Source organism: Solemya elarraichensis gill symbiont, from assembly GCF_002021095.1.
Lineage (GTDB): Bacteria > Pseudomonadota > Gammaproteobacteria > Chromatiales > Chromatiaceae.
The window spans coordinates 1-13,045 of record NZ_MPRK01000025.1 but is presented as its reverse complement, the minus strand read 5'-3'; the positions used below and the strand labels follow the sequence as shown (position 1 = coordinate 13,045).

Annotated in this window: 16 protein-coding genes and 1 pseudogene; 8 read left to right on the top strand and 9 right to left on the bottom strand. The window is 50.8% G+C overall.

The annotated features are described in order from the left end of the window. Together BOW51_RS02530 and BOW51_RS02525 are read right to left on the bottom strand one after the other, a co-directional pair. Positions 1-833 (bottom strand): S8 family serine peptidase (locus BOW51_RS02530; RefSeq protein ID WP_153039621.1); only part of this gene is annotated, 833 nt, incomplete at its 3' end. Positions 834-878: 45 nt separating this feature from the next. Then, the gene (locus tag BOW51_RS02525; protein WP_135568012.1) at positions 879-1,721 is read right to left on the bottom strand and encodes a PKD domain-containing protein; all 843 of its coding nucleotides are present in this window, start codon (positions 1,719-1,721) and stop codon (positions 879-881) included. Positions 1,722-2,106: 385 nt separating this feature from the next. On the opposite strand from BOW51_RS02525, the gene BOW51_RS02520 reads away from it, so the two are divergent. The 3 genes from BOW51_RS02520 (at position 2,107) to BOW51_RS02510 (ending at position 3,676) form a co-directional block, all read left to right on the top strand. Next, positions 2,107-2,772, top strand: coding sequence for a Bax inhibitor-1/YccA family protein (locus tag BOW51_RS02520; protein ID WP_078476289.1), 666 nt, complete (start codon positions 2,107-2,109; stop codon positions 2,770-2,772). Positions 2,773-2,839: 67 nt separating this feature from the next. Beyond that, positions 2,840-3,028, top strand: coding sequence for a hypothetical protein (locus tag BOW51_RS02515; protein WP_078476288.1), 189 nt, complete (start codon positions 2,840-2,842; stop codon positions 3,026-3,028). 102 nt (positions 3,029-3,130) lie between these two features. After that, entirely contained in the window at positions 3,131-3,676 is a 546-nt protein-coding gene (locus BOW51_RS02510; protein WP_078476287.1) for a hypothetical protein, read from the top strand. Between the two features lie 24 nt (positions 3,677-3,700). Here BOW51_RS02510 and BOW51_RS02505 read toward each other — a convergent pair whose 3' ends face one another. Continuing rightward, a complete protein-coding gene (locus BOW51_RS02505; RefSeq protein ID WP_078476286.1) occupies positions 3,701-4,357 on the bottom strand; it encodes a c-type cytochrome in 657 nt (218 codons plus the stop codon). Positions 4,358-4,525: 168 nt separating this feature from the next. Here BOW51_RS02505 and BOW51_RS02500 point away from each other — a divergent pair, with 168 nt between their 5' ends. After that, positions 4,526-5,269: an alpha/beta fold hydrolase gene (locus BOW51_RS02500; protein ID WP_167367221.1), complete on the top strand. Its 744-nt coding sequence runs from the start codon at positions 4,526-4,528 to the stop codon at positions 5,267-5,269. Next, entirely contained in the window at positions 5,266-5,772 is a 507-nt protein-coding gene (locus BOW51_RS02495) for a TlpA disulfide reductase family protein (protein ID WP_078476284.1), read from the top strand. The genes BOW51_RS02500 and BOW51_RS02495 overlap by 4 nt, the downstream gene beginning before the upstream one ends. A 146-nt stretch (positions 5,773-5,918) precedes the next feature. On the opposite strand, the gene serS is transcribed toward BOW51_RS02495, so the two are convergent. The 4 genes from serS to BOW51_RS02475 are packed head-to-tail and all read right to left on the bottom strand — an operon-like array spanning position 5,919 to position 9,201. After that, positions 5,919-7,190 (bottom strand): serine--tRNA ligase, encoded by a 1,272-nt coding sequence (gene serS, locus BOW51_RS02490; RefSeq protein WP_078476283.1) that lies wholly within the window; start codon positions 7,188-7,190, stop codon positions 5,919-5,921. Positions 7,191-7,213: 23 nt separating this feature from the next. Then, positions 7,214-7,513 (bottom strand): DUF190 domain-containing protein, encoded by a 300-nt coding sequence (locus tag BOW51_RS02485; protein ID WP_078476282.1) that lies wholly within the window; start codon positions 7,511-7,513, stop codon positions 7,214-7,216. After that, entirely contained in the window at positions 7,513-7,887 is a 375-nt protein-coding gene (crcB, locus tag BOW51_RS02480; RefSeq protein ID WP_078476281.1) for a fluoride efflux transporter CrcB, read from the bottom strand. Before crcB ends, BOW51_RS02485 begins: the two co-directional genes overlap by 1 nt. Positions 7,888-7,896: 9 nt before the next feature. Continuing rightward, positions 7,897-9,201, bottom strand: a complete 1,305-nt coding sequence (locus tag BOW51_RS02475) for a TolC family outer membrane protein (protein ID WP_078476280.1) — start codon at positions 9,199-9,201, stop codon at positions 7,897-7,899. A 126-nt stretch (positions 9,202-9,327) separates the two neighbouring features. Between BOW51_RS02475 and BOW51_RS02470 the strand changes: the two are divergent. From BOW51_RS02470 to BOW51_RS02460, 3 genes and pseudogenes are all read left to right on the top strand, one after another. Next, positions 9,328-11,145: pseudogene (locus BOW51_RS02470) on the top strand (ABC transporter ATP-binding protein). A gap of 170 nt (positions 11,146-11,315) precedes the next feature. Next, positions 11,316-11,777: a Crp/Fnr family transcriptional regulator gene (locus BOW51_RS02465; RefSeq protein ID WP_078476279.1), complete on the top strand. Its 462-nt coding sequence runs from the start codon at positions 11,316-11,318 to the stop codon at positions 11,775-11,777. Positions 11,778-11,788: 11 nt separating this feature from the next. After that, on the top strand, positions 11,789-12,028 hold the full coding sequence (locus tag BOW51_RS02460; protein WP_078476278.1) for a hypothetical protein: 240 nt from the start codon (positions 11,789-11,791) through the stop codon (positions 12,026-12,028). Between the two features lie 2 nt (positions 12,029-12,030). Here BOW51_RS02460 and BOW51_RS02455 read toward each other — a convergent pair whose 3' ends face one another. Then, complete coding sequence (locus BOW51_RS02455; RefSeq protein ID WP_078476277.1) at positions 12,031-12,492, bottom strand: Rrf2 family transcriptional regulator; 462 nt, start codon at positions 12,490-12,492, stop codon at positions 12,031-12,033. 137 nt (positions 12,493-12,629) lie between these two features. Further along, a partial coding sequence (locus BOW51_RS02450; protein WP_078476276.1) for a DUF1249 domain-containing protein occupies positions 12,630-13,045 on the bottom strand: 416 nt, incomplete at its 5' end.

Sequence of the window (13,045 nt, the reverse complement as noted above, 5' to 3'; positions counted from 1 at the left end):
GCAACATGGGTACCGTGAAAGCTACTATTCGAAATCCCGGGGCTTTCGGAATCACCCGGATCATCGGGATTATTATCAATACCATCGCCGTCCGCACTGATCGATGTGCTACTGATAAAATCATAACCTTCAGTGGTCAGTTGGCCGTCAAGATCCGGGTGCGACAAGAGGACGCCTGTATCGATCACGGCAATTTTTGCTGAAGAGGCATAGCTCTCATCCCATGCTGTCGGAAGCCCAATCTGTGGATAGTGCCACTGTTTTGGATAATGAGTATCTCCGGGTTCAGCCAACGGCTTGAGAATCCGGTTCGGCTCTGCATAGTCAATCGACGGATCAGATGCCAACAATTTGATTGAAGTGAGTAGTTCATACTTCTGCTGGATATTTTCACTCATATTCGCAGCCTTGCTGCTAAACGTCTGTGAGTCGGCAAGTATCTGAAGATATTTTTGTGGTTGTACTCTATAGAGCTGAATATCACCCGCCTGACCAGCCTTCTTAACCATGCCGAGATTGCTCGCCAAATTACTGTCAACCTGCGGTTCAACGCCCGCTTTAACGGGATTAAGTTTGACAAGGACTTCGTCAGTGACAAAGTCATCGCTCAGACGATAACCATTTGACGCTACTGCAGTGGTGGCATTCTCACCGATGACTAGGTGATAGGCAGATGCGCCTGACCATGCATGAACTTCGATGATGTAGGTTCCACTGGACGGTACCGTGACACTTTCGTCCGAGTCATAACTGATCGACGCATCCACGATTGAACCACCGAGAGTCTTCAGGTAAAGGTCAAGATCAGCCTCTGATTTACGCCCGATCAGCAAGGAAACTGCCTCGCCTGCTGTTAGCGTTGCGGAGTAGTAGTCGTATTAATCATCGGGATTACCAAAATCAGGGTTGCTGCTATAACCACCTATCACGGCTGGATTGGGCATCGACTGTGCTGTTCCAATCGTATCGTTGTCTGGAACCAGCGTATCGTGTGGATCCAGAGTATCAATGTCTACACGGCTACCAGGCGGAATCGCAATAGAACCACTGACGGTCTGGCCAGCAACGGGATTTGCATTCGCTATGATATCGACATAATCCGAATTTGTAGCTCCGAGATTGTCCGTCACTGTCAACTTGTAGGTATAAACCGTATCAACTGCCATTGCCCCAGGAAGAGTGGCTGTTGCCTCCGCACTTGTTGCATCTGTCAGTACCGGATCACTTTCCCCGGTGTCCTTACTAAACAACGACCATTGATAGTAATCAATGGTACCGTCACTGTCGCTGCTTGCACGACCATCCAGGGAGACCGCATCACCTTCGTCAGCACTAACGTCATCTCCGGCATTGGCTGTGGGGGCAAGGTTTGAAACACTCTGAGCCGAAACTGCCACATTGACAGTATCAGTGTCGTTTGCACTGTCATTGTCCGTCACAGTCAACCGAAAAGTAAGGTCATGGTCACCATTGGGCGCTGTAAAACTCACCTTACCCTCACCTGCATCGTTCAGGCTCCCGACACTGGTCCCTGAAATTTGCAGCCAAGCATAACCGTTGATGGTTCCATCCGCGTCACTACTCGCAGTACCATCAAGGGTGACACTATCACCTTCTGTGACCTGCTGATCGCCACCAGCGACTGCATTTGGAATAATATTAGCGGGCGGCGTTGTGCCGCCACCGCCACCGCCACCGCAAGCAGTCAGCATAAGCAGCATAACTGCCAGACAAAGGATCAAATTCATATAGGAATAACTGTTCTGATCGCTCGTATTCATGGCGCCTTTGTAACTGTAGTGTTAGGAAATATAATCTGTATCATAATCTGCAAATACTGATCTGACCACCTCTGCAGTCTGTAGTTACATATAAAGTTCATAATTCTATTCCTGGCTGGGGAAAACCACGCAATTTGCTAGAATTATCAGCAAAATCGGATGAACAAGGTGCTGAAAACTTGATAAATTAGTCATCCTCCACCATACTAGAACCAAATCCCCTGTAAATTGCCATGGCATTAAGGATAGCTATTGAACTTTGCAGCAAACAGGATATTCTAACCACTATTGAATCAATTCAATCGAAGACAACGGAGTTTATGACATGAGTCGTGTAATCAGTGCACCACGTTCACAGGAACAGGTACTGTCAACCAACAAGGTACTGAAAAATACCTATATGCTGCTATCCGCCACGCTCTTATTCAGCGCGGTCATGGCAACAGTTTCACTCTTTCTGCAGATGCCGCCGATGGCATACATGATCAGCGTCATCGGCGCCATGGTGCTGGGCATGTTCGTACTGCCCCGCACTGCCAATTCAACATCCGGCATCGGTGTCATCTTCCTCATCACCGGCATGCTGGGTTTTGGCCTGGGAGCTCTGCTGAGCATCTACCTGCAATTGCCTAAAGGTCCCCAAATCATCGGTACTGCATTTGCTGGAACCGGCATTATCTTTCTTGCACTGTCGGGCTATGCGCTCACCACCCGCAAGAATTTCAGCTTTCTCGGTGGTTTCCTGTTCGCCGGCATGATTGCCGTGATCGTCGCCATCGTCGCCAGCCTCTTCTTCAACATGCCTGCACTCTCAATGGCAATTTCAGGTGCAGTCATTTTGCTGATGAGCGGATTTATCCTGTTTGATACCAGCCGTATCATCAATGGTGGTGACACCAACTACATTATGGCCACCTATGGACTCTACCTGAGCATCTTCAACATCTTCATACACCTGTTGAGTCTTCTCGGCATCATGTCCGACGATTAATCGATAGCAGGATATAAAATATACCCCGGCTTAAGGCCGGGGTTCTCATTTCAGGGGAAACAGATAAATGGAACTCTTTCTGAAGATTACCTTTGCGATCCTGTTGCTGATGATGGTGTGGCGACTGTGGCCGGCGGCAAAGGACCAGATGGAGAATGGCCCTAAAGGCAGCAGTGCCGATTGGCGCGGTTTTGCCATCATTCTTCTGGCAGTTGTACTCTTTGTAGCGCTGTTGATCGCCATGGTCAGGGGGTAGATCCCGTACCGGGCCGGCCAGTATCCAATTAGCTATAGTCAGCCCGTCACCACTCTGTCAGAATAGCCACCGCAAAACCGACACCACCGAGAAACGATCCCCATGAGTCAGTCAACAGTCCCGAACCTGCCAAAACCGGTCAGAACCCTGTTTCTGATCGTCCTCGTCATATCGCCGCTCTACTGGCTCATCATGACCGAGCATGGCCGTCTCAGCTACGACCAGATGATGCTCAACTTGTTTGGCAAAGACACAATCAGCTTGAAGATCGAAAATCTCGGTGCCGATATCACCGAGGAGCTGTTTATCGAACAGTTTCCGGACGTCGAATTTGTTTGTGAAGAGAGGAAAACCAAATTTGGCGATCGTCTATGCCAGGCCTCGCTTGGAGCCTTCAACGAACTGCCTTCCCAGCACATGTCACTTTTTTTCAGTGATAACTCGCTTCAGGCACTGAAAGTTGTTTACCAACTCGCCTATCACGATCTGGCAGTAGAAAAGATGGAAATCCAGGTCAAGGCTGAAGGCCAGCCCCTGGACTTCTCATCAGAGATGATCCAGTGGCGTACACCTGCTGGTGTCGTGCTGATGAACCGCATTGTGCCAAAACGCCATGAGGATGCGGCTATCTTGTGGATTGCCAAATAACGCGACAGCTGGATAAGCGCCCGCTTAATCAAGCTTGATGCGTGAAATGTAGTCGGCAATTGCATCGATCTGCGCATCATTCATCAACGACAGACGCCTTTTCATCTCCGGATTCGGGTTGCGACGATGGCCGTCACGAATCCACTGCATCTGCCGATTGAGATAAGCATAGTGCTGACTCTGCAAGCGTGGAAATGCAAAATCAGCGCTTCCCGTTGCATAATCAGCATGGCATAGAACGCAATGCTCCTTGAACAGTGCAGCACCGGTATCAAGGTTTTCACCACTCCCCTGACCCGGTTCAGGATTTGCCGGAAGACTGGCGATATAAGCAGCCACATCTGCCAATGCCTGGGCACCACCGATTGTGGCGGCATCCGAGAAAGGTATCATGGTCGGGTTATCACGGTTACCGGCCCGGAAGTCGGCCATCTGCTTGATAACAACACTCTTGTGCTGTCCCGCTATCGAAGGAAAACTGCCGTCCGCCTTACCCAGGCCATCTTCATAATGACAGGTGGCACAAAGTGCAAACAGCTTCTTGCCCCTCTCAATATCTGCATCCAGTTCAACTGCCAAGGTCATTTCTTCGGGCATGCTAACAAATGTTGCGGTCTCTGCAGCAGCAAATGGTGGAGCAATAAACATGAGTGCCGCAATTAAATTTCTGGTGACTGGCATGTAGAATACCCGTTATCTATAATTGATCTATGCTATCATTAATATATTAGTAATTATTGATATTGGTCAAGGCCGAAGCAGTCTCTTTGTTGAGATACTTCATTCGAACTATTGTACTGCAACGATTCAAACAATCCTATGCGCTACTTATTGAAATATCTGGTCACGTTGCTATTTACAATTTCGCTTGTTGCACCTCTGAGTGCCGAGCTGGAGTCTGAGCTGCGTGAAATTGAAATGCCCGACGGAACAGAGATCGAGGTCCGTGTCTTCCCCGCTGACGGAGACAGACTGCTGCTTGGTTTTGCCTGTGACGCAGGTTCGGGCCTCCATGAAGAGGAGACTGCGAAGGCCCTGTCCGAAGATGGTGTGGAAGTGTGGATGCCCGACATGTTATCCGGGTACATGCTGCCGAAACTCAAGAGCAGTGTCGAATCAATCGCATCAGAAGATGTTATCGTCCTGCTCGACAAGGCTGTTGCCGAGAGTGATAAGAAAATCTACCTGATCGCAAGCGGTCCTGATACCGACCTGCTTTTGCGTGGTGTTGCCCTGTGGGAAGAACTCCATCCTGACGATAACAGGCTGAAGGGTGCCATCCTGCTTTTTCCACGCCTCAATCAGGGCAAGCCACAACCCGGTATGCCGCCTGTTTATAAAGAATCAGTCGGCAAGACAAAACTCAACCTGATGCTGTTCGAAGGTGGGCGCACACCCAATCGCTGGGGCGTCAAACACCTCACAGACTCACTCAGCGCAGGTGGAAGCACCGTGCATAGCAAAGTCATTCCGAGTGTGCGCGGTTACTTCTTCAAGCGCGAGGACGCCAACCTGCCTGAGGAGACTGTCACCTTTCAACTTGCCGGACTTATCAAGGCTGGTCTTTTCTACCTGAGAGAACCTGAAGAATGAAAACCCTGCTGAAAATTGTAGTACTACTGCTGCTCTCGGCAACCGCAATTGCCGGTATTGGCAGCCTCAAGCCTTACACGGGTGACCTGACGCCAACACTGGAACTGACCGACCTGGACGGCAAGGTTCACAACCTTGCAGACTACAGGGATCGTGTTGTCATGGTGCAGTTCTGGGCAACCTACTGTGCTCCCTGCCGCACCGAAATGCCATCGATGAACCGCCTGCAGGCGCAACTTGGAGAAGAGAACTTCAAGATACTCGCCGTCGATATGGCAGAGACAGAGGCCGAAGTCAGGGCTTTCGTCGAAGAGGTCAAACCTGAATTCACCATCCTGATGGACGAGAGCGGTGCTTCGATCGGTGCCTGGCAGGTTTTTGCTGCACCTTCGAGCTTCATTATCGATACAGAAGGCAAGATCCGCTACACGCTGTTCGGTGGTGTTGAGTGGGATGACCCTGAACTGGTCAAGCAGATCAGCGAGCTGATTCCGAAAAAGTAAATCCACTGCCTTTCCGGCAGTGCAATTCAATCAGATGCAAGAGGCCCGTCTCCTCTTTTTCGTCACCCCGGGCTTGACCCGGGATCTTTCTAGAATAGTGCACGACCTCTTGAATGCCGGATCAAGTCCGGCATGACGAATGACGTTTAAATATGCTTCAGCCCATTCATATAAGGCTGCAGGGCATCAGGAATCAGGATATTGCCGTGCCTGTCCTGGTAGTTCTCCATCACTGCTACAAGCGTTCTACCCACTGCAAGTCCGGAACCGTTCAGCGTATGCAATAGCTCAGGCTTTCCTGTTTCAGGATTGCGCCAGCGTGCCTGCATGCGGCGTGCCTGGAAGTCCTCGAAATTGGAACAGGAAGAGATTTCACGATAGGCCTGCTGCCCGGGGAGCCAGACTTCGATGTCGTAAGTCTTGGCTGATGAGAAACCCAGATCGCCAGTGCAGAGTGTAACCACACGGTATGGCAAACCAAGCTTGCGCAGCACGGTTTCGGCATTTCCGATCAGCTCTTCCAGTTCATGGTAAGAGTCTTGTGGCCGAACTGCCATCACCATTTCGACTTTTTCAAACTGGTGCTGTCGAATCATGCCGCGTGTATCGCGACCATATGAACCCGCCTCACTGCGAAAACAGGGTGTATGTGCAACATACTTCAATGGTAGATCTGCATCATCGATGATTTCGTCACGCAATATATTTGTCAACGGCACTTCTGCGGTAGGAATCAGGTAATAAGGCATATCACCCTGCAACTTGAAGAGTTCCTCCTCAAATTTTGGCAACTGCCCAGTGCCGTAAAGACTCTCCTTGTTGACGAGATAAGGCACATAGCTTTCTGTGTAACCATGTTCACCTGAATGCAGGTCCAGCATGAACTGTATTAATGCACGGTGCAGTCGCGCCAATGGACCACTGAGAACGCTGAAACGTGAACCGGTTATCTTTGCCGCTGTCTCGAAATCCATGCCACCCTTTGCAGCACCCAGTTCAACGTGGTCTTTCGGCTCAAATTCAAATTTCTTCAACTCACCCCAACGGCGCTCTTCGCGATTGTCTTCCTCATCGTTACCAACTGGCACAGAGGGATGCGGTACATTGGGTATGCCTGCGAGCATCGCATTGAGCTCTTTCTGCACTTCGTCCAGCGCACTGTCGGCTTGCTTGAGTTTGTCACCAAGGTTTGCGACAGCATCGAGCAGCGGCTGGATATCATCACCGGCTGCCTTCGCCTTTCCGATCTCTTTCGAACGGCTATTACGCTCGTTTTGCAGCTCCTGGGTTTTTACCTGGAGTGATTTACGTTGCTCCTCGAGCTCGGTAAAACGCGCCGTGTCGAGTTGAAATCCGCGACGTGCGAGTTCATCAACAGTGGCCTCAAGTTGTGCGCGTAAACGCTTTGGGTCAAGCATTAGTCTGCCCTGAATATCCGTAATTAATCGTTAAGTTCTACATCCCAACTGATCACATGCCCTGCAGGCAGGTCATCGGCAAGATCTTCAAGTACCTGTTCAACCCGTTGCGGCGTATCAAAGAACTCCACAACAACTGGCAGTTCCAGTGACAGGTCGACCAGGGACGCGGCATGCAGTTTACCTGAGTCACCAAATCCCGCAATCCCCCTGAACACGGTCACGCCACGCAGGGTCTCCTGTGTACGGAGTTTCTCCAGCAATGAATGCAGGTGATCACCTGCTTCGGTGAGATAGATTCTGACAAGACGGACACTGGACATCAGATACTCCTTGCAAGCATAATGCCTACCCCGGCTGCCATGACACAGCCAACCACTGAGACCAGCGCATTTCCGGTAGCACGCAGCAACGCGCCCTCCTCGATCAGCATCAGGGTCTCTATGGAAAAGGTCGAAAAGGTAGTGAATGCACCTAGAAAACCAATCATCAGCAAGGCTCGCAAATCACCGTTGCTCGCGAGACGCTCAACCAGTAGCACATAGAAAATTCCCATCAACAGTGAACCAATCAAGTTAACTACCAGGGTTCCCCACGGGAAGCCACGTCCTGCAAGCTGGTAGACGAGCGTCGACATCCAGTAACGTCCGATTGCGCCAAGTGCGCCACCAGCCCCGATCAGTAGTAGCTGGTTCACTACAACAACTTATTTCAACAGCGTATTGACGCTGTCGAGATCTGCTTCGCCAAGACTACCTGCTGCCTGGCGAAGATAAAGACCATTGAGAACATAAAGGTAACGTGCCTTTGCGTGATTACTACGTGCCTGGTAAAGATCACGCTGGGCGTTGAGTACATCAACCAGTGTACGGCTTCCAACCTCGTAACCTGCAACCGTTGCATCCAGTGCACTCTGGGCAGAGACCTTCGACGCCTGCAGTGCCTTGACCTGGCTCATGGCAGTCTCGACACCACGGTACGCATCCCTGACCTGTTGGGTAACTGCGCGTTTTTGACCCTCGTAATTTTCCATTGCCGCCTTGAGTTCATGGCGTGTCTTGCGCACGTTGGAAGAGACCGATCCACCCAGGTAAATGGGCAGGGTCAGCTGCAACCCGATCTCCTCATTACTCCGGTCATTTCCGAATGATGGGTGATCCCAGGTTTCGGATTTCGATGCGACCAGGTCAAGTGTTGGGTAATGGCCGGATCGCTTAACCTCGACTTCCTTGCGTGCAATCTCAACTGCCTGGTGAGCAGCATCCACAGCGGGATTGTTGTCCAGTGCCTGCTTGCTCCAGTAGTCCAGGCTTGACGGGTTCGGACGCCTGAGTGGAATCGAGGGCTTGAGCTTTGCGAGTTCCCCTGTGCTGCCACCAACGATGACACGTAATGCCTCCCTGGTTTGTTCGAGCAGATTATTCGCCTGTATCTGGTTCGAACGGGCATTGTCGTATGAAGCCTGTGCCTCGTGCACATCGGTAATCGCGATCAGTCCCACTTCATAACGCTGCTTGGCCTGGTCGAGCTGGTTGAAAATCGCCTTGGTCTCTGCACGTGTGAACTGCAGGTTATCTTCTGCTGCAAGCACGTTGAAATAGGCTTCGGCAACGCGAATGATCAATCCCTGTTCTTCAGTCGAGTACTCAGCCTCAGCCTTTGCAATAATGCTGTCAGCCTGCTTGTATTGCATGTAATGTTCGCGGTTAAAAAGGGGTTGGGTCAGATCGAGTTGAGCCGAAGCCGTATGATCAGAACCTGTATAGGAATCACCATTGCCATACCTTGTGCCCGCATTCAGGATCACCGACGGAAGCAAACCTGATTTGGCAAATGGCTTGGCCTCACGATTCGCCTCAAGCGTGTGACCGGCAGCACGATATTGCGCGTCATTCAATTTTGCCTGGTCGTAGACATCTCGCAGGTCATCTCCAATAACACTGGATATAAGTGTAGCGCTCAGTAAAGAAGCGGCACCCGCAGTTTTGAGAATTGATTGAATGCCCTGCATTCCTGACCCCCGTCATGTTCAATGTTGCCGGTTATTTTAGCAGATGCGCGATAGGCTAACAGGATTAGATCACGCCATGATATTTTCGTGGATGGCTGCTACCGGCACAGTGCTACAATCGGGCGCATGAAAAAAACAAAGACAACCCCGGCGCAGACCTACAGCTGGAACAGTCTGGTCAAGATGGTGTTAAGCCACAGGCGCGAACTGCTTGTGGCAAACCTTGTCGCCATTGTCGGTACGGCACTGGCGGTTCCGATACCACTACTGATTCCACTTCTGGTCGACGAGGTATTGCTGGATAAACCAGGGGCAGTAATCGGCTTCCTCAACCCCTATTTTCCTGAAAGCTGGCACGGACCCGTTCTATATATACTGATAGTCCTCGCGGTGACCCTGATACTGAGGCTGTCATCACTGATTTTCAGCGTGTGGCAGAGCCGCGAATTCACACTGATCTCGAAAGATGTAATATTCCGTATCCGCAGAACCCTGCTACAGCGTTTACAGCGTATTTCGATGGCCGAATACGAAACCATCGGGTCGGGTACAGTTGCATCTCACCTTGTCACCGACCTGCAGGCACTTGATGACTTTGTCAGCATCAGCGTCAGTAAAACCCTGGTCGCCGTGCTCAGCATCCTCGGCACAACAGTAGTGCTGATGTGGATGCACTGGCAGCTTGCGCTCTTCATCCTGCTGCTTAATCCGCTGGTTATCTATATCACCACCCTGTTTGGACGAAAGGTCAAGCGATTGTAACGGCGTGAAAACAGCGCATTTCAGCTTTTTCAGGAATCGCTCTCGGAAACCCTCGATGCCATCGTGCAGATTCGGGCATCCAATCGCGAGAAACACTATTTCGGGCGCATCATCGAGGTGGCTGGCAAGGTTCGCGAGGATTCAGCCAATTTCGCATGGAAGAGTGACGCCGCATCACGCCTCTCATTTGTCATCTTCCTTTTCGGCTTCGATGTGTTCCGGGCAGTGAGCATGTTCATGGTGCTCTACTCCGACCTGACAATAGGCGAAATGCTGGCAGTTTTTGCCTATCTCTGGTTCATGATGGGCCCTGTCCAGGAAGTGCTGAATGTACAATATGCATGGCACGGGGCAAAGGCAGCACTGGAACGCATCAACAATCTCTTTGATGTTTCGCTGGAGCCCTGCTATGCGCACAATATTAATCCTTTCGAAGGCAAATCGACTGTCTCGATACAACTGCACCAGGTCAATTTTTCCTATGGCAACAAGGAAGATGAAGAATCAGAACTGGTTCTGAACAACCTCTCACTGGATATTCCCGCTGGTGAGAAAGTAGCAGTCGTGGGGGCTTCCGGGGGTGGCAAAACCACCCTGGTGCAGATACTTCTCGGACTCTACGAGGCTGACAGTGGTAGTGTCTGTTTCGACGGCATTCCGGTTACCGATATCGGTCTTGATATTGTCAGGGACAATATCGCCTCTGTTCTCCAGCACCCTGCCCTTCTCAATGACACGGTTCGCATCAACCTGACACTGGGACGCGAACTCGATGACGATACACTCTGAAATGCACTGGAAATTGCTCAGTTGAAAGCAACAATCGAGGCAATGCCGGATGGGCTTGATACCCTGGTCGGCAATGATGGCATTCGCCTGTCGGGCGGCCAACGCCAGCGTCTTGCAATTGCACGCATGCTCCTGACCGATCCAAAAGTCGTGATTCTCGATGAGGCAACATCGGCACTCGATACAACCACCGAGCATCGCTTGCACGAGGCGCTCGAAAACTTCCTCGAGGGACGCACAACCATCATCGTTGCACACCGCCTGAGTGCTGTTCAGCAGGCTGAGAGGGTATTGGTTTTCGAGGATGGCAGAATCGTGGAAGATGGACATCACAAGCATCTGATGCAACAAGGCGGCCTGTTTGCATCACTGTATAGCGGACACAGACAATAATGGACAAAACAGCGCCCATATCATTTGGCTTGTATGTCAATTGATACAAGGTGAAAATGTAACTAAGGTAGAGGCATTACAGAAATTACAGCAACTCAAGGTACCTGCGAGAAGAGTATGCTAATTAATCAATGCCCACTTGGTCGGGATAATAAGGTAACCAGGCAATTATGAAACAGGACAAGATAGAAACAGCATGGTCGGGCGCTGAGAAATGCGAAACTTGTGGCATTCGTCACCTGGCGCTCTTTGCGGACCTTGAGCACGATGATTTCGTGCATATCCATAATCCCATCCACGAGACCGATTATAAACATGGCGATGCACTCTATCACCTGGAGAGCGCCCCCGAGTATGTCTACACGGTGCGCTCAGGACTGGTCAAGCTGGTACAGTATCTCCACGATGGCACGCCGCGAATCGTACGCATTCTGAGGCCTGGAGATCTTGTCGGTATCGAGATAACCACTGGCGGAGCTTATCAGCACGATGCAATTGCCCTGACCCCGGTGGAAACCTGCCAGATTCCCATGACTGTCATCAACAAGCGCTCGGAAATCGTCGCCCTGCTGCCCGGTCAACGTGCAAGTATTGACAGAGATGAACTGAGCCTGCTGATCGAAGATGAGTAAATAGCGGTCTCATGACACCCTTTCCCGTTGACCCTGATGCACGTGTACAAGCAACAGTATTCGCACTAGTTTCAAGCAAACGTAAAAACAGGAAGCGCTTTGCAGAGGGTTGTGTCAGTGAGATGCAGGATGAGCAGAGTGCTCTTGCAGGTCATGATCCCGACCGCGGCATTCATGCCGCAGTCGTATATGGACCATCGTTTTCATCAGAGAGCCAGCGGGCTTATCATCTGGTTCGCTGGCTCTGCTGAGGCTATATGACGGCGCGCATTCCCTCTTTGTCCTGGCGCTGTGATTTAACAACATCGAGAATGTCGCCGCGCTTGACCAGGTCACCGAGGGTGATACCTTCAAGAAAGTTGTAAATCTGCTCACTCAGCTCATCCCACAGGGAGTGAGTCAGGCAGCGTTGTCCGCCACGGCAGTTACTCTTGCCCTGGCAGCGGGTAAACTCCACCCACTCATCGACTGCACAGATGATGTTGGCGATGGTGATCTCGTTCATTTCACGTCCGAGATAGTAACCGCCACCTGGACCACGTACACCACGAACCAGACCCTTGCTACGCAGAGAAGCAAACAGCTGCTCCAGGTAAGAGAGAGAGATACCCTGATTCTCAGAGATGTCTGCCAGGGTTACCGGACCCTTTTCACCATGCAGTGCCAGATCCAGCATTGCGGTAACTGCATAACGACCTTTAGTTGATAAACGCATATTCAATTCTCCACACGGATGATTTCCGAGTTATCTTGTAGGTAATTATTCGATAACCTAGTAAATTAGTCAACAATTAATTTTGCGGAAAATTTTAAGACAATAAAATATATGCTTTTTATATATTTATCAGTATCTTATTTGTCTTTATTGATCTCGGTCAACATATAGGTATGAGACAGGCAGAAGCGCAACCAGCGATTCAGGAAGAGGTTGGCACGCCATTTCTGGTAGAGACCGGGGTTAGTATAGAGGCCGTCGACAGGGAGGATCATCTGCTTGCCGAAGTGTTCCACCTCAAGAGTCTGTGCATCATGATAGAGGATCAGATGTGCATCCGGGATACTGACTGGCGCCGCATCCTGATCCCCGCTGAAGAGGTGAGTCATAAAGAGGCGCTGGGTATAGGGCCCGTCGCGAGACACCAGCATCACCAACGGCGGATAGTTGGACGGATTAGCACAGAAACGCCCGTTTAATGACGAAACTGTTGGCACAAGAGACATCAGCAGCGCGTAGTTCTCCTCGCACAGACGTCCGAGTGCGCCGAGAG